Annotated in this window: 18 protein-coding genes; 4 read left to right on the top strand and 14 right to left on the bottom strand. The window is 65.1% G+C overall.

Annotated features, from left to right (window positions below):
- Positions 1-4: 4 nt before the first annotated feature.
- Genes bglA through EOD43_RS11030 form a run of 6 tightly spaced genes read right to left on the bottom strand, consistent with a single transcriptional unit; the run spans position 5 to position 10,876 of the window.
- The gene (gene bglA, locus EOD43_RS11055) at positions 5-1,624 is read right to left on the bottom strand and encodes a beta-galactosidase BglA (protein ID WP_127743754.1); all 1,620 of its coding nucleotides are present in this window, start codon (positions 1,622-1,624) and stop codon (positions 5-7) included.
- A complete protein-coding gene (gene glgX, locus EOD43_RS11050) occupies positions 1,621-3,543 on the bottom strand; it encodes a glycogen debranching protein GlgX (protein WP_127743752.1) in 1,923 nt (640 codons plus the stop codon). The genes bglA and glgX overlap by 4 nt, the downstream gene beginning before the upstream one ends.
- Positions 3,540-4,973: a glycogen synthase GlgA gene (gene glgA, locus EOD43_RS11045; protein WP_127743750.1), complete on the bottom strand. Its 1,434-nt coding sequence runs from the start codon at positions 4,971-4,973 to the stop codon at positions 3,540-3,542. The genes glgX and glgA overlap by 4 nt, the downstream gene beginning before the upstream one ends.
- Before the next feature lie 4 nt (positions 4,974-4,977).
- Positions 4,978-6,255 (bottom strand): glucose-1-phosphate adenylyltransferase, encoded by a 1,278-nt coding sequence (glgC, locus tag EOD43_RS11040; protein ID WP_127743748.1) that lies wholly within the window; start codon positions 6,253-6,255, stop codon positions 4,978-4,980.
- Complete coding sequence (gene glgB / locus EOD43_RS11035; protein ID WP_206363559.1) at positions 6,255-8,414, bottom strand: 1,4-alpha-glucan branching protein GlgB; 2,160 nt, start codon at positions 8,412-8,414, stop codon at positions 6,255-6,257. Before glgB ends, glgC begins: the two co-directional genes overlap by 1 nt.
- Positions 8,411-10,876 carry a glycogen/starch/alpha-glucan phosphorylase gene (locus EOD43_RS11030; protein WP_127743744.1) on the bottom strand — a complete coding sequence of 822 codons (2,466 nt, stop codon included), beginning with the start codon at positions 10,874-10,876 and terminating at the stop codon, positions 8,411-8,413. Before EOD43_RS11030 ends, glgB begins: the two co-directional genes overlap by 4 nt.
- 209 nt (positions 10,877-11,085) lie before the next feature.
- Between EOD43_RS11030 and EOD43_RS11025 the strand changes: the two genes are divergently transcribed.
- On the top strand, positions 11,086-11,856 hold the full coding sequence (locus tag EOD43_RS11025; protein ID WP_127743742.1) for a sulfotransferase family 2 domain-containing protein: 771 nt from the start codon (positions 11,086-11,088) through the stop codon (positions 11,854-11,856).
- Here EOD43_RS11025 and EOD43_RS11020 read toward each other — a convergent pair.
- From EOD43_RS11020 to EOD43_RS11000, 5 genes are read right to left on the bottom strand one after another with little or no spacing between them, the layout of a single operon-like run.
- Positions 11,825-12,976 carry a hydrolase gene (locus EOD43_RS11020; RefSeq protein ID WP_127744715.1) on the bottom strand — a complete coding sequence of 384 codons (1,152 nt, stop codon included), beginning with the start codon at positions 12,974-12,976 and terminating at the stop codon, positions 11,825-11,827. The two genes, EOD43_RS11025 and EOD43_RS11020, sit on opposite strands and share 32 nt — an antisense overlap.
- Positions 12,977-13,017: 41 nt before the next feature.
- The gene (astD, locus tag EOD43_RS11015) at positions 13,018-14,421 is read right to left on the bottom strand and encodes a succinylglutamate-semialdehyde dehydrogenase (RefSeq protein ID WP_127743740.1); all 1,404 of its coding nucleotides are present in this window, start codon (positions 14,419-14,421) and stop codon (positions 13,018-13,020) included.
- A complete protein-coding gene (locus tag EOD43_RS11010; RefSeq protein WP_240653153.1) occupies positions 14,418-15,473 on the bottom strand; it encodes an arginine N-succinyltransferase in 1,056 nt (351 codons plus the stop codon). The genes astD and EOD43_RS11010 overlap by 4 nt, the downstream gene beginning before the upstream one ends.
- Positions 15,436-16,716: an N-succinylarginine dihydrolase gene (locus EOD43_RS11005; RefSeq protein ID WP_127743736.1), complete on the bottom strand. Its 1,281-nt coding sequence runs from the start codon at positions 16,714-16,716 to the stop codon at positions 15,436-15,438. Before EOD43_RS11005 ends, EOD43_RS11010 begins: the two co-directional genes overlap by 38 nt.
- Positions 16,717-16,726: 10 nt before the next feature.
- Complete coding sequence (locus EOD43_RS11000; RefSeq protein WP_127743734.1) at positions 16,727-17,773, bottom strand: arginine N-succinyltransferase; 1,047 nt, start codon at positions 17,771-17,773, stop codon at positions 16,727-16,729.
- A gap of 175 nt (positions 17,774-17,948) precedes the next feature.
- Here EOD43_RS11000 and EOD43_RS10995 point away from each other — a divergent pair, with 175 nt between their 5' ends.
- Together EOD43_RS10995 and EOD43_RS10990 are read left to right on the top strand one after the other, a co-directional pair.
- Complete coding sequence (locus EOD43_RS10995; RefSeq protein WP_164857193.1) at positions 17,949-20,159, top strand: ATP-binding protein; 2,211 nt, start codon at positions 17,949-17,951, stop codon at positions 20,157-20,159.
- A complete protein-coding gene (locus tag EOD43_RS10990; RefSeq protein WP_127743730.1) occupies positions 20,156-21,874 on the top strand; it encodes a hypothetical protein in 1,719 nt (572 codons plus the stop codon). Before EOD43_RS10995 ends, EOD43_RS10990 begins: the two co-directional genes overlap by 4 nt.
- Here EOD43_RS10990 and mtgA read toward each other — a convergent pair.
- Positions 21,835-22,548 carry a monofunctional biosynthetic peptidoglycan transglycosylase gene (mtgA, locus tag EOD43_RS10985; protein ID WP_127743728.1) on the bottom strand — a complete coding sequence of 238 codons (714 nt, stop codon included), beginning with the start codon at positions 22,546-22,548 and terminating at the stop codon, positions 21,835-21,837. The genes EOD43_RS10990 and mtgA overlap by 40 nt on opposite strands.
- An 82-nt stretch (positions 22,549-22,630) precedes the next feature.
- On the opposite strand from mtgA, the gene EOD43_RS10980 reads away from it, so the two are divergent.
- Positions 22,631-23,428 (top strand): transporter, encoded by a 798-nt coding sequence (locus tag EOD43_RS10980; RefSeq protein WP_127743726.1) that lies wholly within the window; start codon positions 22,631-22,633, stop codon positions 23,426-23,428.
- A 59-nt stretch (positions 23,429-23,487) separates the two neighbouring features.
- On the opposite strand, the gene rpoH is transcribed toward EOD43_RS10980, so the two are convergent.
- A complete protein-coding gene (rpoH, locus tag EOD43_RS10975; RefSeq protein WP_127743724.1) occupies positions 23,488-24,393 on the bottom strand; it encodes an RNA polymerase sigma factor RpoH in 906 nt (301 codons plus the stop codon).
- A gap of 6 nt (positions 24,394-24,399) precedes the next feature.
- Positions 24,400-25,410 (bottom strand): RluA family pseudouridine synthase, encoded by a 1,011-nt coding sequence (locus EOD43_RS10970; RefSeq protein WP_127743722.1) that lies wholly within the window; start codon positions 25,408-25,410, stop codon positions 24,400-24,402.
- Between the last annotated feature and the right edge of the window lies 1 nt (position 25,411).

Here is a 25,411-nt window from a genome sequence, read left to right as displayed (position 1 = left end):
CGACTCAATCTCGTTGCGAAAAAAGGGCGCTCAGGGGCGGGAGGATGGCGCCAACCTCGGTGATCGTCGCACCGTCGCTTGAAAAGGAATGGGGGCGGGAGAAGCCGGCCGGGAGCGGGGTATTTCGCGGCTCGCGCGACAGATTGAACAGGCAAAGCAGTGCCGCTTCGTCCGTGCTTCGCGTGAAGGCCAGCATGTCGTCGGGCAGATCGATGAAGGCGATCACACCGCTGGCGAGCAGAGGTTCGGCGTGCCGAAAGGCGACGGCCTTGCGGTAGATGGCGAGGATGGAAGCGGGATCGGTACTCTGAACATCGACAGACCGATCGCGATGCGCATCCGGAATAGGGAGCCACGGCTTGCCGGTCGAAAAGCCCGCCTGTGCCTCTCCAGCCTCCCACGGCATCGGCGTACGGCAGCCGTCGCGGCCCTTGAAGGCCGGCCAGAAGCGGATGCCATAGGGATCGCGCAAATCCTCAAACGCCAGTTCGGCTTCGGGCAGCGCCAGTTCCTCGCCCTGATAGAGGCAAATCGTGCCCTTTAGCGCGACGAGGATCGCGATGGCGAGGCGTGCGATCTGATCGGGATCGTCGCCGGGCTGCGCGAAGCGGCTGACGTGGCGCATCACATCATGGTTGGAGAGCGCCCAGCATACCCATCCGTCGGCGGTCTCGGCCTCGAATTTCTCGACCGTATCGCGGAAATATCGGCCGCTGAATTCGGTGCCGAACAGGTCGAACGTATAGGCAAGATGCAGCGTGTCGCCGCCCGATGTGTAGAGGCCAACCGTTTTGGGCGACTGTTCGCCATCGCCAACCTCGCCGACTGCAACGGTGCCCGGATATTCCTCCAGCAGCGCGCGGATACGCTTCAGGAAGGCGACATTTTCGGGCTGGGTCTTGTCGTAGAGATGCTCCTGAAAACCGTAAGGGTTGCTCTGCTGGATGTCGTGCGCGCTGGACATCGGCGCGGGCGGATTGTCGCGCAGGGCGATGTCGTGGAAATAATGGTTGCAGGCATCGAGCCGGAAGCCATCGACCCCGCGATCGAGCCAGAAGCGGATCGTATCGAGCAGCGCGTCCTGAACCTCCGGGTTATGGAAGTTGAAGTCCGGCTGCGACGTCAGGAAACTGTGCATGTAATATTGCATGCGCGTCCCGTCCCACTCCCACGCCGGGCCGCCGAAAATCGACAGCCAGTTATTGGGCGCGGTGCCGTCGGGCTTGGGATCGGCCCAGACATACCAGTCGGCCTTGGGATTTGTGCGATCGGTGCGGCTTTCCCTGAACCAGGCGTGCTGATCCGAACAGTGGCTGAGCACCTGATCGATGATGATCTTCAGCCCCAGTTCGTGCGCACGGGCGAGCAGCGCGTCGAAATCGGCGAGCGTTCCGAACATCGGGTCGACGTCGCGGTAATCGGACACGTCATAGCCCATGTCCGCCATCGGTGATTTGAAGAAGGGCGAGATCCAGACCGCGTCGACGCCGAGCGATGCAATATGATCGAGCCGGCGGGTAATCCCCTTCAGATCGCCGATCCCGTCGCCGGTCGTGTCCTGAAAGGAGCGGGGATAGACTTGGTAGAGGACGGCGCCGCGCCACCATTCGGGCGTGGCGGTCATGGCTGCTGCTCGACGAACAGGCCGACGCTGCGGGCTTCCACGATCATGCTCGCCTCCCCTTCGAACGGACGCCACGTCCCACCGGGCAGGGTGAGATCGATCGCCTCGCGACCCCGATTGATCGCGATGGCGACGCGCGGCGATTGATCGGGCAGGTGGAGCAGCATCACGATCGCCGACTGCGCCGGATCGTGCCAGTCGCCGACCTCATAATCGCGGCCGTCGGGCGTCAGCCAGTCGACATCGTCGGGGCCAAGCAGGCGCGGATCCGACACTGCGGGATGCGCCGCACGAAAGCGGGCGAGGCGGGCGGTCTGGCTCTCCAGATCGCGATCGCGCCCGTCCCAGTCGATCCAGCTCAGATCATTGTCCTGGCAATAGGCATTGTTGTTGCCCCGCTGGGTGCGCCCGAATTCGTCACCGGCCGTCAGCATGATCGTGCCGCGCGACACGAACAGGGTGGCCAGCAAGGCGGCGACATCGCGGCGGCGGGCGGCGATGATGGCGGGATCGTCGGTTGCGCCCTCGACGCCGTTGTTCCACGACAGGTTATCATGATGGCCGTCGCGATTTTGCTCGCCATTGGCCTCATTATGCTTGTGCGCGAAGGCGGTGACGTCGGCGAGGGTGAAGCCGTCATGCGCGGCGATGAAGTTGACCGAGCGGGAGACGCCGCCACGCCCGAACGTATCGGATGATCCCGCAAGTCGGGTCACGAGATCGCCGATCGCATGAGGATCGCCGCGCCAGAACCGGCGGACATCGTCGCGATAGCGATCATTCCATTCGAGGAAGGGCGCGGGAAAATTGCCCAGTTGATAGCCGCCGGGGCCAATATCCCAAGGTTCGGCGATCAGGATGCGATCGGCCAGGATCGGATCGGCGCGCATCTCCTCCAGCAGCGCGGCGTGCGGATCGAAGCCGTCGCGCAGGCGGCCCAACACCGGGGCCAGATCGAAACGGAAACCGTCAATGCCCGCCTGCGTCACGAAATGGCGCAGCGTATCGAGGACCAGGCGGCGCGTCGCCGGATGATCGCAATCGAGCGTGTTGCCGGTGCCGCTATCGTTCGCCAGCACGCCATAGTCATCGTCGGCATGGCGGAAATAGGCGAGCGCATCGAGGCCACGCAGCGATAATGTTGGCCCCAACCGGTCGCTCTCGCCCGTATGGTTGAACACGACATCAAGGATCACGCCGATCCCGGCCGCATGCAGCGCCGCAACCGTATCGCGCAGTTCGGCGATCCCGCCGGGTGCGAGGCGCGGGTCGAGCGCCATCATGCTGACCGGGTTGTAGCCCCAGCTGTTGGTGAGGCCGAGCGCGGGCAGGTGGCGCTCGTCGATCCAGGCCGCGATCGGCATCAGTTCGAGGGCGCTCACGCCGATGGCCTTCAGATGATCGATGATCGTCGGATGGGCGAGGGCGGCGATCGTGCCGCGATGCCTTTCGGGGATGGCGGGATGCAATCGGGTGAAGCCGCGCACCGACACTTCGTAGATCAGCCCGCCGGGCGTGAAATGCGGTGGCGCCGGTTCGAGGCCGGGCAGGGCGGCCTCTACGATCGCCTTGGGCATCAGCGGCGCGGTGTCCACCGCCTCGCCGCGCGGCGCGGCCAGCCGGAGATCATAGACATAGGGGCGATCGATGCGGACGGCATAAGGATCGGTCAGCAGCTTGTTCGGATCGAACCAGTGGCCGCGATCGGGATCATAGGGGCCGTCCGCGCGAAAGCCGTAGCGCGCGCCCGGCCCGATCGCTTCGACCTCCACCTGAAACACATCGCGTGGCCCGCGCTGCATCGGCACGCGCGTCTCTTTGTCGCCGTCGAACATGCAGACCCAGGCTTCGGTGGCGCATTCGGACCAGAGGGCGAAATGAGTGCCGCTCGCGGTCGGCGTCGCGCCGAAGCGGATCATCCCACCAGTCTTTCGTAGATATCGGCGTAGAGGCCGCTGCTGCGATCCCACGACACGTCGGTGCGCATCCCCCGCTTCTGCATGTCGCGCCACAGGCCGGGCTGGGCGAAAAGCTCGATCGCGCGATCGATCGCGCCTTTGAAGGCATCGCCCGACCCCGGCTGATGCAGGATGCCTGTTGCGGCATTGGCGGCAAGCGCCGCGTCGTTGGCATCGACGATCGTGTCCGCCAGGCCGCCTGTCCGCGCGACCACCGGAACGCAGCCATAATGCAACCCGTAAAGCTGGGTGAGGCCGCACGGTTCGAAGCGTGACGGGATCAGGATGGCGTCGCCGCCCGCCTGCATCAAATGCGCGAGCGGTTCGTCATAGCCGGTGATCACGCCAATCTCGCCCGGATGCCGTGCCGCAGCGGCAAGCAGCCCGCTTTCCAGGCCACCATCGCCCGATCCCAGCACAGCGAGCCGGGCACCGTGGACCACGATATGTTCGATCGCGTCGAGCAGCAGATCGGTGCCCTTCTGCCAGGTCAGGCGGCTGATCGCGACGAAGATCGGGCCCTTGCCAGCCTTCAATCCGAAACGCTTCTCTAGCGCCTTGCGGTTCTTCGATCGCGCGCCAAGCGCCCGCGATGAGAAGGGGGCGGCGATGTGCGGATCGACCTCCGGATTCCATTCGGCGATATCTATGCCGTTGACGATGCCGTGAAGCTTGGCGCCGCGTTCGCGCAGCAGCCCTTCGAGGCCCATGCCGAACTCGGCCGTGCGGATTTCGCGGGCGTAGGTCGGGCTCACCGTCGTGATCGCATCGGCATATTGCAGGCCCGCCTTCAGAAAGCCGACGCCACCATAATATTCGACGCCATCGACCGAATAGGCGGTTTCCGGCAAGCCTAGCTCGCCGAACGCCCGCGCCTCGAACCGCCCCTGAAAGGCGAGATTGTGGATCGTGACGACGACCGGAAGATCGGGCTGGCTGCCGAAGCGAACATAAGCTGCGGTGAGCGCCGCCTGCCAGTCATGCGCGTGGACCAGATCGGCCGACCAGCCTTCGATCTTGCCCGTCGCGACATCGGCGGCCGCCGCCGAAAGTGCGGCGAAGCGGCGGCGATTGTCCGGCCAGTCCTGTCCGGTGCCATCGACATAGGGGCCGCCCTCCCGATCGAAGAGGTGCGGCGCATCGAGCAGCAGCAGGTCGAGCGTGCCGTGCTTTGCAGAAAGGATACGCGCCGGGCCGCCGAACAGGTCGGCATAGGTCGCGACCTCCTTCGCCTTGCCCAGCTTGCGCATGACGGCGGGGTAAGCGGGCAGGATCGATCGCACCTCGATCCCGCGATCGGCGAGCGCGAGGGGCAGGGCGCCCGCGACATCGGCGAGTCCGCCGGTCTTGATCAGCGGATAGAGTTCGGACGTGACGGAGAGAACGCGCATCCGGTCAAGCGTCCAGGCGTTCGATCATGTCGCGGGTGATCAGGCACACCCCCTTTTCGGTGCGGCGGAAGCGCTTTGCGTCGAGGATCGGATCTTCGCCGACGATCAGCCCGCGCGGGATGCGCACCCCCTGGTCGATCACCACCTTGTGCAGCCGCGCCTCGCGCCCGATCACGCAATTGGGCATGATCACCGCTTCTGTGATCGCGGAGAAGCTGTTCACGCGAACATCCGGGAAAAGCAGGCTTTTGTGGAGCGATGCGCCGGACACAATGCAGCCGCCGCCGACCAGCGAAGATGTCGCCGATCCGGTGCGGCCCGCCTCGTTATGGACGAATTTCGCGGGGGGCTGGACCTCCGAATAGCTCCAGATCGGCCAGCTGCGCTCGTAGATGTCGAGATGCGGGACCACGTCGGTCAGATCGATCGACGCCTCCCAATAGGCATCGATCGTGCCGACATCGCGCCAATAGGCTTCGCGCTCGGTCTCCGCGCGGATACAGCTTTGCGAGAAGAGGTGGGCGACCGCCGTCCCGTTCTTGACGATATAGGGGATCAGATCCTTGCCGAAATCATGGTCGGACGCCGCATCGGCGGCGTCTCGGCGAAGCTGATCGGCGAGGAACTTGGTCGTGAAGACGTAGATGCCCATCGACGCCAGCGCGGTATCGGGCTTGCCTGGCATGGCCGGTGGATCGGCGGGCTTTTCGACAAAGTCGACGATCCGCGCATTCTTGTCGATGTGCATCACGCCGAAGCCGGTCGCTTCCATCCGCGGGACTTCGAGGCAGCCGACCGTCACGTCCGCGCCGCTATCGACATGCTGGCGCAGCATCACCTCATAATCCATCTTGTAGATGTGATCGCCGGCGAGAATGATCATGAACTCTGGATCATAAGCTTCTATGATATCAAGGTTCTGATAGACGGCATCGGCCGTGCCCTCATACCATTGCGTCTCCGACACGCGCTGGCTGGCGGGCAGGATGTCGAAGCTTTCGTTGCGCTCGGGGCGCAGGAAGTTCCAGCCGCGCTGGAGGTGCCGGATCAGCGAATGCGCCTTATACTGGGTCGCGACCCCCATGCGGCGAATGCCCGAATTGAGCGCGTTGGACAGGGCGAAATCGATGATCCGCGCCTTGCCGCCGAAATAGACCGCCGGCTTGGCGCGGCGATCGGTCAATTCGAACAAGCGGCTGCCGCGTCCCCCGGCGAGGACATAGGCCATCGCATCGCGGGCGAGCGGTTGGCTGCGGCGCGGGCGCGTATCGGCGGGGGGCATCAGGCGGGCTCCAGCATGATGGTCGAAAGAGGGGGAAGCATAAGCCGCACATGACCGTCGGCATCGGCTGTGACGCTGCCGCCATTGCCCATGCCGGCGCCACCATAAGCGGCGGCATCGCTGTTGACGACTTCGCGCCACAGCCCGCCCTGCGGCAGACGCAGCGCGTAATCGGGGCGGGGAACAGGGGTCAGGTTGGTCGCGACGACGATCGGCTTTTCGCCGGGCGCGCGGCGTTCCCATACGAACACCGAATTGGCGGCATCGTCGGCGACGATCCAGCGAAAGCCTTCGCCCTCGCAATCGCGGGCGTGCAGGGCGGGGCGACCGCGATACAGCTGGTTTAGATCGCGCACGAGGCGGCGGACGCCTTCATGCGCGGGCGCGTCGCGCAGATACCAGTCGAGTGCGCGCGCCTCGCTCCACTCGCTCCGCTGCGCGAATTCCTGGCCCATGAACAGCAGCTTCTTCCCCGGATGGCCCCACATCAACGCATAATAAGCGCGCAGGTTCGCGAACTTCTGCCAATCGTCGCCGGGCATCTTGGCGAGCAGCGATCCCTTGCCGTGGACGACCTCGTCATGGCTGAGCGGCAGGACGAAATTCTCACTGAAGGCATAATGGAGGCCGAAGCGGATATCGTCGTGATGATGGCGCCGATGAACCGGATCGCGCGCCATGTAGCGCAGCGTATCGTTCATGAAGCCCATATTCCATTTGAAGCCGAAGCCGAGCCCGCCTTCGTGGACCGGGTGGCTGACCTTGGGCCAGCTGGTCGATTCCTCGGCGATCGTCATCACGCCCGGATAGCGCCCGTAAAGCTCGCGGTTCATCTGCTGGAGGAAGGACACGGCCTCCAGATTCTCGCGCCCGCCCTTGGCATTGGGGATCCATTCGCCCGCTTTGCGCGAATAATCGAGGTAGAGCATCGATGCGACGGCATCGACGCGCAGCCCGTCGATATGGAATTTCTCGGCCCAATAGAGCGCGTTGTTGACGAGATAGGCGATCACTTCGCGCCGCCCGAAATTGTAGATCGCGGTTTGCCAGTCGGGGTGGAAGCCCTTGCGCGGATCGGCGTGCTCATAAAGCGCGGTGCCATCGAACTGGGCGAGGCCATGTTCGTCGACCGGGAAATGCGCGGGCACCCAATCGAGGATCACGCCGATCCCGGCGCGGTGGCATCCGTCGACGAACCGCGCGAAGCCCTCGGGCCGGCCGAAACGCGCGGTGGGGGCGAACATGCCGATCGGCTGATAGCCCCAGCTCGGATCATAGGGATGCTCGCTGATCGGCAGCAGCTCGATATGGGTAAAGCCCATGTCGACGACGTAGGGAATCAGTCGATCGGCCAGTTCGTCCCACGACAGGAAGTCGCCGTTCGGCCCGCGTTGCCACGATCCGGCATGGACCTCGTAGATCGATAAGGGCTGGCGGCGGATGTCGGCCTGTTGCCAGAAGGCGCGATGCGCCTGGTCGCCCCAGTCGTGCGCCAGCGGGGCCGTCGTGATCGAGGCGTTGGCGGGGCGCAGTTCGGCGCGCTGGCCGAAAGGGTCGGCCTTGAGTGGCAGCGTCTTGCGGTCCTTCGCGACGATTTCGAACTTGTACGGCTCGTCCTCGCCAATGTCGGGGATGAAGATTTCCCAGATGCCCGTGTCGCGGCGCAGGCGCATCGCGTGGCGGGCGCCGTTCCAGTGGTTGAACGATCCGACCACCGACACGCGCCGGGCATTGGGCGCCCAGACGGCGAAATGGACGCCGTGGACGCCTTCATGGACGATCTTGTGCGCGCCCAGCTTGTCGAACAGGCGAAGGTGCGATCCCTCGCCGATATAATAATCGTCCATCGGGCCGAGGACCGGGCCGAAGCTATACGGATCGCCCGACAGCCATTCGGCCTGCGCATTCGCGCACCGATAGCGCAGCGGCCGCGCCTTGCGGATGCTGATCTTGCCTTCGAACAGGCCCGCATCGTCGATCCGGCTGAGCATGCCGATCGATTTCCCCCCGAATGTCAGCGTCTCGACGCTCTCCGCACCGGGGATGAAGGCGCGGGCGATCAGGCCCTTGTCGCCAGCATGGACGCCCAGCACCGCAAAGGGGTTTCCGTGGCGCCCCTCGACGATCGCAGCAATGTCGGAAGGCGAAAGGCTGGTCAGAGAACTTTCCAGATTTCAGAGGCATATTGGCGGATTGTGCGATCGGATGAGAACCACCCCATGCCTGCCACATTTCGAATGGCCTGCGCGCGCCACTGCGGCTGATCGCCCCAGAGCGTGTCCAACTCGCGCTGCGCGGCGTGGTATGCGTCGAAGTCGGCCGCGACCATGAACCAGTCATGGTCGTACAGCCCCTGAATCAGATCGCGATACCGATCGCGATCGTCGGGGGAGAAGACCCCGCTCTGGATCGCGGACAGCGCCTGCGACAATTCGCGCGACGCCTCGATCACCTTGCGCGGCTGATATCCGCCGCTGCGCCATTCGGAAACCTGGGCGGCGGTCAGGCCGAAAATCTTGATATTCTCCGCACCCACATGGTCGCGCATTTCGACATTGGCGCCGTCGAGCGTGCCGATCGTCAGCGCGCCGTTGAGCGCGAACTTCATGTTGCCGGTGCCTGACGCCTCCATGCCCGCGGTCGATATCTGTTCGGACAGGTCGGCCGCCGGCATCATGATCTCGGCCAGCGAGACGTTGTAATTGGGCACGAAGGCGACCTTGAGCATGCCCTGAACTGCCGGATCATGGTTGATCACGCGCGCGACGTCGTTGGCGAGCTTTATGATCAGCTTGGCATTGTGATAGCTCGGCGCCGCCTTGCCGCCGAACAGCTTCACGCGCGGCACCCAGTCGCGTTCGGGATGGCTGCGGATCTGATCGTAGAGCGCGACCGCCTCGACGATGTTGAGCAATTGGCGCTTATATTCGTGGATGCGCTTGATCTGGGTGTCGAACAGGGCGTCGGGATCGATCTTCAGCCCCATGCGATCGCGCAGCAGGTTCGACAGGACAACCTTGTTCGCGCGCTTCACCGCCGCGAACTTCTCCTGAAATGCGCTGTCTTCGGCGAAGGGCTTGAGCGCCTGCAGCGCCTCGGCATCGTCGAGGAAGGCATCGCCGATCGCCTCGCGCAACAGGCTGGTCAGCCCCGGATTGCACTGCATCAGCCAGCGGCGCGGCGTGATGCCGTTGGTCTTGTTGTTGATCCGGTCGGGATAGAGTTTGTGGAGATCGGCGAACACCGTCTCCTTCATCAACTCGGTATGGAGCGCCGAGACGCCGTTGACGCTGTGCGATCCGGCGAAGGCGAGATTGCCCATCCGCACGCGCCGGTCGCCACCCTCATCGATCAGGCTGATCGCGCTGATCGCGCCGTCGTCGAAGCCGCGATCCTTACGCGCCTCGATCAGCAGCTTGGCGTTGATCGCATAGACCAGTTGCATGTGCCGTGGCAGCAGCCGTTCGAACAGCGGCACAGGCCAGCTTTCGAGCGCCTCGGGCAGCAGGGTGTGGTTGGTGTAGCTGAAGGTGCGGCGGGTGACGTCCCACGCCTCGTCGAAGCCCAGATCGTGATGATCGATCAGGATCCGCATCAGTTCGGCGACGGCCACGGCGGGGTGGGTGTCGTTGAGCTGGATCGCTGCCTTGTCGGGCAAGGTGCGCAGATCGCCGAAATATTGGAGGTGACGGCGGGTGATGTCCTGCAGCGAGGCGGAGGAGAAGAAATATTCCTGCCGCAGCCGGAGCTCCTGGCCTGCCGGGGTCGCGTCGGCGGGATAGAGGACGCGCGTGAGCGCCTCGGCCTGGTTGCTTTCCCTGAGCGCGCCGATGTGATCGCCGGCGTTGAAGGCATCGAGCAGGATCGGGTCGATCGGCTGCGCGGTCCACAGCCGCAGCGTGTTGACCCGCTCGCCGCGCCAGCCGACGACCGGCGTGTCATATGCGGTGGCGATGAAGCGATCGTGCGGCTTCCAGTGTCGGGCATGATCGCCCGATCCGTCTGCGGCGGCGAGTTCGACGACACCGCCGAAGCCGATTTCATAGCTCGCCTCGCGCCGTTCGAACTCCCAGTTATTGCCGTGCGCAAGCCAGGTTTCGGGCAGTTCGACCTGCCAGCCGTCCGAAATCTCCTGCCGGAACATGCCGTTCACATAACGGATGCCATATCCGTAGGCGGGCACGTCGACCGTCGCCATCGACTCCATGAAGCAGGCGGCGAGGCGACCGAGGCCGCCATTGCCGAGCGCCGCATCCGGCTCCAGTTCGCGGATCAGATCGATATCGACGCCGAGGGACGACAGCGCCTCGCGCATCGCTTCCATCAGGCCCAGGTTCGACACGGCGTCGCGCATCAGGCGGCCGATCAGGAATTCGAGGCTGAGATAATAGACGCGCTTGGCGCCCGCCTCGTAGGTTTCCTGCGTGCTCGCGATCCAGCTGTCGATGATCCGATCGCGGACGACGAGGATGCTGGCGGCCAGCCAGTCATGCGCCTTGGCGGCGGCGGCATTCTTGCCGATGCGATAGGTAAGGCGCTCGATAATCTCGCCGGCGAGCGTCGCGGGATCGCTGGCGCGCGGGGCGGGTTTGGGCAGGCTCGCGGCGGTGGTCAGGTTCATGAGCGACGATTCCCCCAATGGCCGAAACGAACTATCGCAGGGACAACGCCCGACGGCAAATATGTTGCGGAGCAAAAAGTGGCTAAATGACTAATCCAGCGCAATCGGTAGCAATCCGGGGCTGCGATCACGCTGTCACACCATGTCACCGCAAAGCACCTGCAACATGTTGACACCGGGAGGAGAAATCCCCGGATCATAGGGTCTGCATGGCAGGCTTTCTCTCCGATACTATCCGCTACGGCGTTGTCCGGTCGCTCCGCGCGGCGGCGCATGATGTGCGACTGATCAGCGATATTCCCGAAAAACAGTGCAGGCTCGGGCGCCATCCGAACCTGTCGTCGAAGCGGCATCGGCGGCTCGATATGGTCCGCGCGCGGGGCGTGCTGTTCATCCACGTGCCCAAGAATGCGGGCACCTCGATCTCGCAGCAGCTTTATGGCGAGCAGATCAAGCACGCCTCGGTCCGCTATTACCGGACGGTCGGCGGCGACCTGATGGATCGGGTCAAAAGCTTCTGCATCCTGCGCGATCCGATCGATCGCTTCCTGTCGGCCTATCGCTATGCGATCGATGCGGGGACGAAAGACAACCGCATCTCGCCGCCTTTCTTCAGCGACTATACGGGTTTCCGCCATGTCGGCGACGCGATCGATCATGTCGCAGGTGCGCGGGACATGTTCCGGATCGACCATATCTTCCGCCCGCAGGTCTGGTACGTCACCACCGAACTCGGCAGCATCGGGGTCGATCATGTCGTCCATTATGATGCGCTGGGTGATCTCGCCGCTATCGATCCGGCGTTGCGTGGCGCCGATCGGGTGCGGCTCAATGCCTCGCGCGACATCCCGATCCTGCTCACCCGCGCGCAGCGGGAGGAGATCATGCGGGTCTATGCCCGCGACTATGAACTGATCGAGCGGGCGAAGCGGCTATGGCCCGGAGCGCTCAGAGACCGGCTTCGGCAAGGCGAAGCATGACGAGGGTCGACAGCCGCGCACGCTCCGCCAGGCTGTCGATGATCAGAAATTCGTCCGCCGAATGGATCGCCCCGCCGCGCGCGCCCATCGTGTCGACCACGGGCACCCCGCACGCCGCGATATTGTTGCCGTCGCATACGCCGCCGGTTGCCTTGCGGCCGATCGCGATGCCCAGATCGGTGGCGCTGCGTTCGACCAGAGTGAACAGCTTTTGTGCGCGGGCATCGACCGGCTTGGGCGGTCGGCCGAAGCCGCCGTGGAGGTGGATCGAAACCTCATGCTCGGCCGAGATTTCGGCGATCAGCCGGTCGATCAGGGTGACGGCAATCGCCTGATGCTCGGGCAAAGCGGGGCGCAGATTGACGCGCAGGATCGCGCGATCGGGGACGATATTGTTCGGGCCGCCGCCGTCGATCTTCGCCGGGTTGATCGCCAGCCCCTCGCGCCTGGCCTTCGACAGCCGCAGCGCAAGGTCGGCTGCCGCGACGACGGCGTTCCGGCCGTCCTCCGGATTGCGCCCGGCATGTGCAGCGCGTCCCGTCACGATGATCGAGAAATTGCCGCTGCCCGGTCGCGCACCGGCCAGCGTCCCGTCGGGTAAGGCGGGTTCGTAGGTGAGGGCGGCCAGCTTGCCCCGCGCGGCTTGAGCGATCAGCGCCGCCGAGCCGGGGGAGCCGATCTCCTCGTCCGAGTTGATCACCACCTCATAGCCGACCCGCGATGCCAGCGGGGAGGCGTCGATCCCCACCAGAGCGGCGAGCATCAGCGCGATCCCGCCCTTCATGTCCGCGCAGCCCGGCCCGTTGAGGATCGCGCCATCCTCCAGCGGCGTCACCGTCTGAAACGGGTGATCGATCCCGAACACGGTGTCCATATGGCCGGTGAGCAGCAGTTGAACCGGCGCCGATGGGCGTACCCGGACGTGGAGGTTGCGGCCGAAAGCGACGGGCTGGGCAACCCCGTCCGTATCGATAACCTCGCCCGGCGTCGCATCGAGCAGCCCGACGTCGCCCGGCAGCACCGCAAAGGCATCGGCCAGCAGGCCGGCCATCGTCGCCAGCCCGTCGAGATTGCGTGAGCCCGAATTGATCGCGCTCCAAGCCTCGACCTGCGCGCGCATCGGCGCGGATGCGGCGGCGTCGAGCGCGGGGAGGGGCAGGGTCACAACAGCCGCCCGCCCAGATCGGCGGTCATATCCTCGATCGTGGGCGCTTCGAAGCTCGCAACCGGATAGGCGCAATAATCGGCGGCATAATAAGCGCTGGGGCGATGATTGCCCGATCGCCCGAGCCCGCCGAAGGGCATGTTGCCCGCTGCGCCTGTCGTCGGCCGGTTCCAGTTGACCACGCCGGCCCGCGACCGCGACAGGAAGCGCCGCCACAACTCCTCGTCGTCGCTCAGCAGACCCGCCGACAGCCCGTAGCTCGTCGCGTTGGCTGCCTCGATCGCCGCGTCGAAGGTGGGCACGCGGATCAGCTGGAGGACCGGCGCGAAAATCTCCTCATCGGGCACGTTTATGCCGGTGACGTCGTAGATAGCGGGCGTGACGAACGCCTCACCGCGATCGAGCCGTTCGAAGGGGAGGAGGGGTTTCGCACCATTCGCCTTGAGCGCAGCCACCGCATCGATCGCGCGTTGGGTGGCACCGGTCGAGACCAGCGGCCCCATATAGGGTTCCTCCTCATCATCCCACGCGCCGATCCGCAGGCGTGAGGCGAGGGTGTGGGTCGCCTCGACGATCGCATTGCCGAAGCTCCCTTCGGGCACGATCAGGCGACGCGCGCACGAGCAGCGCTGGCCGGTGGTGACGAAGGCCGACTGGACGATCGCAGCCGCCGAAGCATCGCCATCGCCCCACGCGATCAGCGGGTTGTTACCACCGAGTTCGAGCGCGAGGATCAGGTGCGGGCGATCGACGGTCGCGCGGCGGAAATGCGCGCCGGTCGATGCCGCGCCGGTGAACAGAAGCCCGTCGATATCGGCATCGATCAGCGCCGCGCCCTGATCACGTCCACCCAGCACGATCTGAAAAATGTCGTCGGGCACGCCGGCGACCTGGAGCAATCGCGCCATGTTCCGGCCGGTTAGCGGGCATTCCTCCGATGGTTTGAAGATCACCGCATTGCCCGCGAGCAACGCGGGAACGATGTGGCCGTTGGGCAGATGGCCGGGGAAGTTGTACGGCCCCAGTACGGCCATAACGCCATGCGGTTTGTGGCGCAGGACGGCGCGGCCGAAGCCGGTCGTCGCCTCGCGCGTGCCCGCCCGTTCGGCCTGCGCGGCGATCGACACCTCGACCTTGCCGATCATCGAGGCGATTTCGCCGCGCGTTTCCCACAGGGGCTTGCCTGTCTCGCGTGAGATATCGCGCGCCAGCCCCTCGGTCTCGGCCTTGAGCGCCTCGGCATAGCGGCGGACGATCGCGATGCGATCTTCCAACGGCGTTTCGGCCCAGCCCGGCAGCGCCGCACGGGCGCGATCGACCATCGCAGGGATCGCGACGATGGGTGTTTCCTCGCCTTCCCATACCATCTCGCCAGTGGCCGGATCGATCGACCGCATCATAGCCGCACCCTCATCACATCTCCCGCCTTCAGCCCCAGCAGGTCCGCATCGCTCGCGCGGATCAGCGCCCTTTCTCCATCGACCGCCACGGCGACGCGCGCGGCCCGGAAGCCTGTGGCGCTGTCCGTCGAAGCGATCGCTTCCTCGGCCTCGCCCGGATCGCCGATCGCGACCGTGCAGCGGCGGGTCCGCTCGATCGTGGTGATGCTGTCGCGCGGTGCGGAATAGGTCGGGCCGCCGTCGAAGATGTCGATCAGCCCCGATCCACGGAACCCTTCCTGCTCCAGCATCGCGCGGGCGGCCTGGCCCTCGACATGAACCTTGCCGATCGCATCGCGCGCGGCCTCGTCGATCAGTTCGACGTAGATCGGGTGGCGCGGGGCGAGATCGAGGATGAACTGGCCGTCGGTCGACATCACCATATGATCGGCCTGATCGAAGGGCAGGCGGAAGAATTTGCTCGCGACCCCCTCCCAGAACGGACAGGTGCCGTCGGGCGCGAAATAACCGCGCAGTTCGGCCATCACCGTTTCGGCGAAACGCGATTTCTCCGCCCCGATCAGCATGTAGCGCGATCGTGCGAGCAGGCTCCCGGCACCGCCGCTGCGCCGTTCGGGACGCAGATAGAGCGATCCCACCTCGGTCCACCCGGCGCATTCGTTGACGAGCACCAGCGCCTGATGATCGAAGCGGGTCGCGATCGCGGAAGAGAATTGAGCGAGCGTCATCACCCGAAACGAGAAATGCGGCCGCCCGACGCCGACGCCCGCGCGCACGCCGCACAGCCCCTCGACCCGACCCGTCTCGCTGTCCTCCAGCATCAGCGTGTACCACGCCTCGCGCGTCGGCACGGTGCCGGCGAAGCTTTGTTCGGACAGGGTGAGGCGGGCGAGCAGGGTCGCTTCATCCTCGGGCAGGCTTGTGAAGCCGCGTCCGGACAGGATCGCCAGCTCCATCAGCGCATCGAGATCGGCAATTACCGCCGGGCGGACGAACAGCATCGCGTCTTGTGCCTCAAACCGGAACCGAAAGCCAATGGTCGAGCGCGTCATGCGCCGCGCCCACCGCCGCCCAGAGCGCCGGATCGATCAGATCGGCAGCGTCGATCGTCTCGGGCCAATGGGCTTCGACCAGCTTCGCCAGACTATCCCAACGACAAGGGCGCAGCAGGAAGCGTGGGTCGATCGCGGCCTTTGCGGCGTCGGATACCGGCACGCGTAGCCGCAAACAGGCCGGGCCGCCGCCGTTGCGCATGCTCTCGCGCACATCGACGATGATCGCTTCGACGATGGGATTGTCGCCGGTAATGGCCGCGTCGATCGCCGCGCGGACCGATGCGACCGCCTGCGTCTCGGCGGGCAAGACGAGCGCCATCCCGCCGGCCGGAAGCGTCACCAGTTGCGAGTTGAACAGATAGGAGGATACCGCTTCTTCCAGCGTCACGCCCGCCGTCTCGACCGCGACGAAACCCGGAACCGATGTAGCGAGCGCCGCGAACAGAGCATCGCGATCCTCGAACGCCTGCGGGTGGGCGAACAGCACATTTTCATTGGCGACCGCGACGACATCGTTGTGGAAGGCGCCGGCCTCGATCGCTTTGCGCGACTGGAGGGTATGGATTTCCATGCTCACGCCCGCGAGCCGCGCCACGGCTTCGCCAGCGCGGCGCGACTGGCGTTCGGGAAAGCAGCCGCCGCGTGGTTCGCCATGAACGAAGACATTGGCGCCTTCCGCGCCGTGGCTTGCCGTGAGCCGCATATGGTTGGCCGCGCCTTCGTCGCTGAAATGCGGGGTGGCCGGCAAAGCGGGGTGAACGGCGAAATGGCGGCTGTCGGCGAAAATCGTCGACAGCGCGGCAAAGGTGTCGGCGGCCTCGAACGAACGGTGGAGCATCGTCGCGAGATTGGCGGTGACGAGGTGGACGCGCCCGTCGCCGGCATCGGGCGCGGCAATCACGGTTGCGGCGTTCGCAGCCCACATGGCCGAGGCTGAGCAGGCATTGTTGAACAGCACGGGATCGCTGTCCGCCGCCTCCCTCAGCACCTCGACATCACTGCCCGCAAAACCCAGCGTACAGAGCGTTGCGACCGCGGGGCGACGGGGTGGGGGGATGAAGCCCTGTGCCAGCCCGCGATCCATCAGCAGCCGCATCTTGGCGAGCCCCTGCAGCGCGGCTTCGCGCGGGCGCGAAATCGCTCCGGCATTGTTGGCGCTCGCCAGATTGCCGGCCGACAGCCCCGCATAATTGTGAATGGGGCCGATCAGCCCGTCGAAGTTGATTTCGGTCGCGCTCATGCTGGTCAGCTCAGAAGGGGAAGTGGGTGATGTCGTCGCCTGCGGTGAGGCCGAGGGTGGCGGCGGAAGTCGGATCGATCGCCATGCCGTCAGTCGCCCGTCCGCGGGTCGCGCGGAAGGATCGGCCGTGGCCGGTCGCGATCAGGCTCTCGGTTCCACCGTCCAGGATCGCGCTGATCGGGCCACCATGCGCCTCGCCGATCCCGCGCAGCGCGTCGGTCGCGGCGATCAGGGTCGGGCCGGCGTCGAAAATGTCGACATAGCCTTCGTCGATAAAACCTTCCTCGGCCAGCAGGGTCACGGCCGCGCGGCCATCGTCGTGGACACGGCCGATCGCGGCCTGCGCCTCATCGGGCAACATGTTGGTGTAGATCGGGTGGCGCGGGCCGAGATCGGCGATGAACTGGTTGCCCGTAATCCCGTTGATCCGATCGGCCTCCGCAAAATCCATCGCGTAGAAGCGCCCGCCGACGGCATCCCAGAAAGGCGACGTGCCATCCTTCAGATAGCCGCGCAAATCGGCGATCGTCCGATCGGCAAAGCGCGCGCGATCGCGCGCGATCAGCAGATAGCGGCTGCGCGCCATCAGCCGGCCATAAGCGCCGCCACGCAAGGCCGGGTCGATCATCAGGCCGCCAACCTCGGTCGCGCCCTCCAGATCGTTGACGAGGGTGAGGACGTCGAAGCGGACCATCCTGCCGTCCAGGCTCGACCGCTGGGTCATCCGGCCGATCCGGTAGCTGTAGAAGGGCCAATCGACCCCGGTGCGCGGAAAAACCATCCCTGTGCCGCGCACTTGACCATCGACCTCAAGCAGCAGCAGGATCGCGCCCGACAGATCGTCGCCGTCGAGCAACGCGTCGCTACGCGCGATCCTGTCCGCCAGCGCGGCTTTGTCGGCCGGCAGGTTGGTAAGTCCCGGCCCCGCAGAGATTGCGAGGGCGAGGAGTGCATCCAGATCGGCTTCGATCGCGGGGCGGATGAACGTCGCCATCCGCGATGTCTGCCCCCCGGCGACCCAATTGTCGAGCCACCGCAAGAGTGCGGCGAACAGCATCGATCGTGCCGGTAACGTCTGGCGATCCTGTCTCGTTATAATCCATTGCCGGGAGGCTTTGGCTTATTCGAAGCTTTTCAGATTATAGTCTCCGTTGAACTTTTCTGTTAGTCGCGGATTGGCGAAATTTCGTCGGGTGTTTGTGGGGCGTAAGGTCGACATGGCTGGATCAGATATGGGGCTCGCGTCCCAATCGATGCGGGTCGGCTTCCTGCGCCTCCTGGCTCTGTTGCTTGCGGTCGCGCTCGTCAGCACCGCGATCCTCGTCGGTAGCGCCGAATATTTCGCGCGCGATCAGGCCAAAAGGCAGATGGCGGAAACCGCGCGGGCGCTGTCGCGCGTGCTGGATGGCGATTTTGCGCGGCACGAGGCGCTGTTGCGGGCGCTGTCGCAATCGCCCAGCGTCGCGGCGCACGATTGGGAGGCGGTCGATGCGCAGGCGCGCGCCTCGCTGCGCACGCCCGATGCCTGGATCGTGGTGGGCGATCGCAACGGTCGTCAGGTCGTCAACACGAAGCTACCCCGCGGGGCGAAGCTGCCAGTCGGCGGCGATCCGGACTGGATCTGGCCAATTCTCGATCGTGGCGAAACGCATCTGTGCAACCTGACGCACGGCCTGATCGAACGAGACATCATCTGCGTCGATGTGCCGGTGATCGAGAATGGCCGGGCCGCCTATTATATGTCCGTCATCATGCGGCCGCATGCCCTGCAGCCGCTGTTCGAGCGGCAGCGTCTGCCCGACGACTGGTACGGATCGATCATCGACAGCAAGGCGACGCTCGTCTGGCGAAGCCGCGAACCGACGAAGTTCGTGGGGCGTGCGGCGACTGACGACGTGCGACGGGCATTTGCAGCGGCCGATGAGGGCGTGATCGCGTCAGTCTCGCTCGATGGGGTCAGGACATATGCGGCTTACAGCCGATCCCCGGTCAGCCGCTGGACTTTCCTGGTCGCCGCTCCGCGTGAGCAACTCGATGCCGGTATCTGGTCGACGCTGATCCTGGCGGCGATCGTCGTTACGTTGCTGATGCTGGTGGGCGGTATCGTCGCCTATCGCTGGGGCCGGCGTGCGTCGCGGGGTGTAGAGGCCGTCGCCCGCAGCGCCAAGGCTTTGGGCGCGCGCGAGGCGTTTGCGCCGCCCGCGACACGGATCGCCGAACTCGATGCGATCGGCGCCGCTCTGGCCGAGGCCGACCAGAATCTGCGCGAGCGCGATCAGGCGCTGGCCGCGCTCAACGCCTCGCTCTCGCAGCGGGTCGAGGATGCGTTGGCCGAGCGCGAGCGCGTTCTGGCGCAACTGCACGAGGCGCAAAAGCTTGAAACACTCGGCCGGCTGACGGGCGGCGTGGCGCATGATTTCAACAATCTGCTCGCTCCCGTCATGGGCGCGCTCGATCTGCTGCAGCTTCGCCACGGCACCGATCCCAAGAGCGGGCGGCTGATCTCCGCCGCATTGGCGAGTACCGAGCGCGCCAAGACGCTTGTTGTGCGCCTGCTCGCCTTTGCCCGCCGCCAGTCGCTCCAGCCGCGCCCGGTCGATCTCGGCGCGCTGGTGCTGGGGATGAGCGACCTGCTCCAGCGCTCGCTCGGATCGACGATCGAGGTCAAGATCGAGACGCCGGAGGCTCCGGCGGTGGCGCTTGTCGATCCCAACCAGCTTGAACTCGCGCTCCTCAACCTCGCGATCAACGCGCGCGACGCGATGCCCGAAGGCGGGCCGCTGCTGTTTCGCGTGGTCGACGAGACCGAGGATTTCGTCCGTATCGAGGTGATCGATGGCGGCGAGGGGATGGACGAGGCGACGCTGACGCGCGCGATCGAACCCTTCTTCACGACGAAGGAGCAGGGGCGCGGCACCGGCCTTGGCCTCTCGATGGTCGACGGGTTGGCCGCACAGTCGGGCGGTTCCTTTACGCTGAGCAGCCGTGTCGGCGCGGGCACGATCGCCACGCTGCGCTTCCCGCGCGCCGAATTGCCCGAGGCGAGCTTTGTCCCAGCCGAGGCCATTCCCGAGCCGATCGAACCCGGCCGGGTGCTGCTGGTCGACGATGAAGAGATGGTGCGGCGGGGCAGCGCCGAACTGCTGGAGGGGCTGGGCTACCAGACGGTTCAGGCCAGTTCGGGCGCAGAGGCGCTTCGCAAGATCGCCGAAGGGCCGGCATTCGATCTGCTGATCAGCGACTATCTGATGCCCGGCATGAACGGCGCGACCCTGATCGCCGAAGTGCGCAAGATGGCGCCCAAGCTGCCGGTCGTCCTCGTCACCGGCTATGCGGCGCCCGATCTCGATCTCCCCGGCATCTCGATCCTCGCCAAGCCTTTCCGTCAGCGCGACCTGGCGATCAGCATCACTGAGGCACGCAATCTGGCGGCCGGGCTTTGACGAAGGCGGATGGGGAGGGACTGTCCGATCGGCGCGGGCTGCTGATCGCGATTGCAGTCGGAACCCTGTTGTCCTTCGCGATGACGGGGCAGGTGGCGGGTTTTCGCAACAACATCTTCCACCTGCCGATCCTCGCCGGCCTTTCTGATCTGCCGCAGTTCGCCGGCGATCCTTATGTCCAGAGTCTGCGTTATTATTCGTCGGGCTTCTGGCAGAGCCTGCACGGTATCGCGCCGGGCCATGCCGGGCTGATCCTGATCGACATGTTGGCCGTGGTGTCGCGGGCGGCCTGCATCACCGCCTTCCTGCTCTGCGCCGACGCGATCGGGATAAGCGAGCGGCGCGAGCGGCTGTTGTTCGTGACGTTGCTGGCCTTTTCCAGCGTGGCCAACGGCTATTCGTCGGCTGGGTCGCACGGGCTGTTCATCAACAGCTTCACGCATAGCGAGTTCGCCAATGCGTCGATGCTGCTGTCCTTATGGTGCGCGTGGCGCGGTCGTTTCTTCGGCGCCTTTGCGTGGAATGGCGTCACCTTCTTCCTCAATGCCTTCATGGCGGTGTGGATGGCATTGCCGCTGCTGGCGGTCGCGGCGGTGTTGCTGAAGCGGGGCGATGTCGCGCCGAAGGTCATGGCGCTGCGCATGGTGACGGGCTTCGGCGCCTTCCTGCTGATCGCCGCGCCTGCTCTGCAAGGGTTTCTCGGCAATCCCGAACTCGGCAGGCCGATGGACCATGATTTTCTGGCCTATCTGCGCGAATATTTTCCCGAGCATTGGCTGATTGACGGATCGACCCCGCGGTCGATCGCGGTGTTGTTGCTGACGGCGATGACGGGGCTGACGGCCGCGTGGCGACTGGCGCAGGTCGATCGGCGCGCCGGCCTGCTTCTCGCTGCATTGGCGGGCTTCGTTGTCGATTGGCTTGCGGGTGCCTTCGTGCCGCTGGTGGCACCGATGCCGATGTTCATCAACCTGCAGTTCCTGCGCGGCGGCGGCGGCATCTTCCTGCTCGCAGCGCTCGCGCTGGCCGCGCTGACGGTCGTGGTTGCGCGCGATCAGGGGCAGGGGCGGCGTATCTGGGCACCTCTGCTGGCCCTTGGCAGTTGCACCGTGCGGCATCTGCTGCCGATCGCGCTGCTCGCCAGCCTGCTATTTCGAGTGCGTCTGCCTGCGACAGTCGTCCGGTTGCGGCTCGATATCGCGATGACGATCGCGCTGCTGCTCGTCTGGTCCGCGCTTATCGTTCGGCAGGCGCGTGAGAATGCGGCCGAGCGCGCCGATATCGCGGCCTGGACCGCGATCGGCGATTGGGCGCGGGCGCACAGCGCCCCCAACGACCGCTTCCTGATCCCGATCGCCAACATCGTCTTCGTCGATCCGCCCTACAAGCCTGCAGAGCCGGGACAGGGCGCGCTCGTCGAAGGGTTCGAGGTGTTCTCGACCATATCGGAGCGATCGACCTTCGTGGACGTCCGTTCCGGAGCGGCGGCTTTATGGACGCCGAGCTATTATCTGCCGTGGCGTCGCCGCGTCCTCGCGGTCATGTCGCTCGCGAACCACGATCAGAGGCTGGCTTTCGCGGCGATGCATGGCCTCGCCTATGTCGTCGATCGTTGTGGATCGTCCGATGCGTTGTTCGCGGCCGGCGGTCGCTGCGTCTATCGCGCGATCCCGCCTCAGCGCAGGCAGTTCGCCAGGCCGTATCGCTCGACCTGACCGATTCGCCGCGCGATGCGATCGCCATAGCGGCGGGTGAAACCGGTAGGGGCGATCGCGCCGCGTTTCTTCGGCAGCGGCAGCACCGCGGCGATCCGCGCGGCCTCGCTACGGCTTAGGCGCGAGGCATCGTGGTGGAAGTAGCGCATCGCCCCGGCATTGGCGCCATAGGTGCCGATCCCGGTCTCGGCGATGTTGAGATAGACTTCCATGATCCGCTGCTTGCCCCAGATCAACTCGATCAGGACGGTGAACCAGGCCTCCAGCGCCTTGCGCGCATAGCCGCCGCCTTGGAACAGGAAGGCGTTCTTCGCGGTCTGCTGGCTGATCGTGGAGCCGCCGCGGATCTTGCGCTCGCCCTCGATATTGCTGACGAGCGCCTTCTGTATCGCCCCGAAATCGAAGCCGTTATGTTTGCAGAAATTGCCGTCCTCGGCCGCGATGGCGGCAAGCGGCATGTTGCGGTCCATGTCGGACAGGCTCATCCAGTCCTTCGTGATTCCCCGCCCGCCGCCCGCATTGGCGATCATCGTCACTGTCACCGGCGGCGGCACGAAGCGGTAGAGCAGCACCCACAGCACCGACACGGCGACGAAGATCAGGATCGCACGACCCAGCCAGCCGAGGGCGCGGCGCGGGAAGGACTGTTTTGATGCGGAGGAACGCTTGGCCATAGGTCGGCGATCACGATTAGCAGCGGCGGATATTTCGGCAAGCGGGCGCGTTCAGCGGCGAAACGATCCGGAGGGGATGCCGATGCGAAAGTGGGCGATGGCGTTTGTGGCATGCACGATGCCCTTCGCCGCGCAGGCGGCCGATTTGCGCGATTATTGCACCGATCGTCCGGGCATCGGCAATCCGCCCTGCATCGTCGACAAGGGGCATGTCTCGGTCGAAGTCGGGCTGGCCGACTGGACCCTCGATCGGACCACCGACGAACGCGACAGCCAATATCTGTTCGGCGGCGCGCTGGTTCGCTTGGGGCTCACCGAGACGACCGAAGTGCAGCTCGGTTGGGACGGTTTCGGCATCGACCATGATCGCGACCGGACGAACGGCGCGCGATCTTCAGCGCATCGGGCCGGCGACATGACCGTCGCGATGCGCCAGAGCCTGAGCAATCCGGACGGCTCCGGCTTTTCACTGGCGGTTCAGCCTTATGCGACCCTGCCGGTCGGGCGTCAGCCGATCGGGGCGGGGGATTGGAGTGCGGGCCTGCTCGTTCCGCTGAATTATCAACTCAGCGAGCATCTGAAGTTCGAAGCCATGCCCGAGGTTGATGCGGCGGTCGACGAGGACGGGCATGGACGCCACCTTGCTTTCGGCAGCGTCGTCGGCTTGACCGATGAGATCAGCGAGGCGGTGACGGCGTCGATCGAGATGCAGGCGTTGCGCGATCGCGATCCCACAGGGCACGCGACGATGATGCTCGCCGGCCTGTCGCTGGGCTGGCAGCCGAACGACAACCTGCAGCTCGATATCGGCTCCAATGCCGGGCTCAATCACAACAGCCCCGACGTCGAACTCTATCTGGGCGTCTCGCGCCGCTTCTGAAACAAAAAAGGGCGGGGCACCATCGGCGCCCCTCCCATATTTTCCGTCGTCTGTCGCGATTACATCGCGGGCAGAAGTCGCTTCTCGCCCGCGAGGCGGACCATCGCCTTCTGCAGCTTGTCGAAGGCGCGAACCTCGATCTGGCGAACCCGCTCGCGGCTGACGCCATAGACCTGGCTCAGTTCTTCGAGCGTCTTGGGCTCGTCGACCAGGCGGCGCTCGACCAGAATGTGCTTCTCACGGTCGTTGAGCGCGGCCATCGCCTCTTCGAGCATGTTGTGGCGCAGACTCTTTTCCTGCGCCTCGGCGACGCGGGTGTCCTGCAGCGGCTCGTCATCGACCAGCCAATCCTGCCACTGACCTTCGCCATCCTCGCGCATCGAGACGTTGAGCGACGTATCGCCGCCCATCGCCATGCGGCGGTTCATTGAGGTCACTTCCTCCTCGGACACGCCGAGATCGGTCGCGATCTTCTTCAGAACCTCGGGATTCAGATCGCCATCCTCGAACGCGTCGAGCTTCGACTTCATCCGGCGCAGGTTGAAGAACAGCTTCTTCTGCGCTGCGGTGGTGCCCATCTTCACCAGGCTCCACGACCGCAGGATATATTCCTGGATCGACGCCTTGATCCACCACATCGCATAGGTGGCGAGGCGGAAACCACGATCGGGCTCGAACTTCTTCACGCCCTGCATCAGGCCGATATTGCCTTCGGAAATCAGCTCGTTCGTCGGAAGGCCATAGCCGCGATAGCCCATCGCGATCTTCGCCACGAGGCGAAGGTGCGAGGTAACGAGGCGCGTGGCCGCTTCCGGATCGCCATGCTCTTGAAAGCGCTTGGCGAGCATATATTCTTCTTCGGGCTTCAGCATCGGGAACTTCCGAATCTCTGCGAGATATCGGTTGAGGCTCTGCTCACCGCCGAGGGCCGGAATCGTCGCCGGGACGTTCTTGCCGCTAGCCATGATCGATCAAACTCCCTTTAGTACGGAACGAGTCGAAATCGGCTCTTTCCTCGATGTTTCTGATAGCATGAGTTCGCTGAACAGATGCTGCATATCCTGCGGACAATCACTATCGAACCGTAAAGCCTCGCTTGTGATCGGATGGACGAAGCCCAGAACGGCCGCGTGGAGCGCCTGCCGCTTGAAGTCCAAACGAGCGAGCGTTTCGCGATGTTCCGGCCGACTGCGCCCATATGTTTGATCGCCGAGTAGCGGGTGCCCCAGCGACGCCATATGGACACGCACCTGATGGGTGCGGCCGGTTTCCAGCCGGCATTCGACCATCGCCGCCTTCTTGAGCTTCTGCACCGTCCGATAATGGGTGACGGCATGCTTGCCGCGCCCTTCGGGGACGATCGCGATCTTCTTGCGATTGGCGTCCGATCGGGCGAGCGAGGCGCGAACTGTGCCATCTGCCGGATTGGGCCAGCCCGCGACGATTGCCAGATAGCGCCGGTCGATGCTGTGCTTGGCGAATTGCCCCGCCAGCCCGACATGCGCCGGATCGGTCTTGGCCGCCACCATCAGGCCGGACGTATCCTTGTCGATCCGGTGGACGATCCCCGGCCGCTCGACACCGCCGATGCCCGACAGGCTGCCCCGGCAATGGTGGAGGAGGGCGTTGACCAACGTTCCGTCCAGATTGCCCGCAGCGGGATGGACGACCAAGCCGGCGGGCTTGTCCACCACGATCAGATGCTCGTCCTCGAACACGACGTTCAGCGGAATTTCCTGCGCTTCGTTATGCGCGGGCGCGGGATCGGGAACCGAGACGGTATAATTGGTGCCGGGACGCACCTTGGCAGCGGGATCGCGGGCGAGCGCGCCGGTGTCGGTAGCGACCTGCCCGGACGAGATCAGCGCCTTCAGCCGCTCGCGCGACAGGGTCGGGATCAGCACCGCGAGGGTGCGGTCCAGCCGCCACCCTTCGGCATCGGTTGGCACGGTTGCCAGCAATGTCGATTTCCCCCCGGTCATC

The organism is Sphingomonas crocodyli, from assembly GCF_004005865.1.
Lineage (GTDB): Bacteria > Pseudomonadota > Alphaproteobacteria > Sphingomonadales > Sphingomonadaceae > Rhizorhabdus > Rhizorhabdus crocodyli.
The sequence above is the reverse complement of the archived record's forward strand: the minus strand, read 5'-3'. Positions and strand labels throughout refer to the sequence as shown.

Bases quoted from the DNA above. Each gene is read 5' to 3' on its own strand.
- bglA (WP_127743754.1), bottom strand. From the start codon at position 1,624: ATGACCGCCACGCCCGAATGGTGGCGCGGCGCCGTCCTCTACCAAGTC.
- glgX (WP_127743752.1), bottom strand. From the start codon at position 3,543: ATGATCCGCTTCGGCGCGACGCCGACCGCGAGCGGCACTCATTTCGCC.
- glgA (WP_127743750.1), bottom strand. From the start codon at position 4,973: ATGCGCGTTCTCTCCGTCACGTCCGAACTCTATCCGCTGATCAAGACC.
- glgC (WP_127743748.1), bottom strand. From the start codon at position 6,255: ATGCCCCCCGCCGATACGCGCCCGCGCCGCAGCCAACCGCTCGCCCGC.
- EOD43_RS11030 (WP_127743744.1), bottom strand. From the start codon at position 10,876: ATGAACCTGACCACCGCCGCGAGCCTGCCCAAACCCGCCCCGCGCGCC.
- EOD43_RS11025 (WP_127743742.1), top strand. From the start codon at position 11,086: ATGGCAGGCTTTCTCTCCGATACTATCCGCTACGGCGTTGTCCGGTCG.
- EOD43_RS11020 (WP_127744715.1), bottom strand. From the start codon at position 12,976: ATGCGCGCGCAGGTCGAGGCTTGGAGCGCGATCAATTCGGGCTCACGC.
- astD (WP_127743740.1), bottom strand. From the start codon at position 14,421: ATGATGCGGTCGATCGATCCGGCCACTGGCGAGATGGTATGGGAAGGC.
- EOD43_RS11010 (WP_240653153.1), bottom strand. From the start codon at position 15,473: ATGACGCGCTCGACCATTGGCTTTCGGTTCCGGTTTGAGGCACAAGAC.
- EOD43_RS11005 (WP_127743736.1), bottom strand. From the start codon at position 16,716: ATGAGCGCGACCGAAATCAACTTCGACGGGCTGATCGGCCCCATTCAC.
- EOD43_RS11000 (WP_127743734.1), bottom strand. From the start codon at position 17,773: ATGCTGTTCGCCGCACTCTTGCGGTGGCTCGACAATTGGGTCGCCGGG.
- EOD43_RS10995 (WP_164857193.1), top strand. From the start codon at position 17,949: ATGGGGCTCGCGTCCCAATCGATGCGGGTCGGCTTCCTGCGCCTCCTG.
- mtgA (WP_127743728.1), bottom strand. From the start codon at position 22,548: ATGGCCAAGCGTTCCTCCGCATCAAAACAGTCCTTCCCGCGCCGCGCC.
- EOD43_RS10980 (WP_127743726.1), top strand. From the start codon at position 22,631: ATGCGAAAGTGGGCGATGGCGTTTGTGGCATGCACGATGCCCTTCGCC.
- rpoH (WP_127743724.1), bottom strand. From the start codon at position 24,393: ATGGCTAGCGGCAAGAACGTCCCGGCGACGATTCCGGCCCTCGGCGGT.
- EOD43_RS10970 (WP_127743722.1), bottom strand. From the start codon at position 25,410: ATGACCGGGGGGAAATCGACATTGCTGGCAACCGTGCCAACCGATGCC.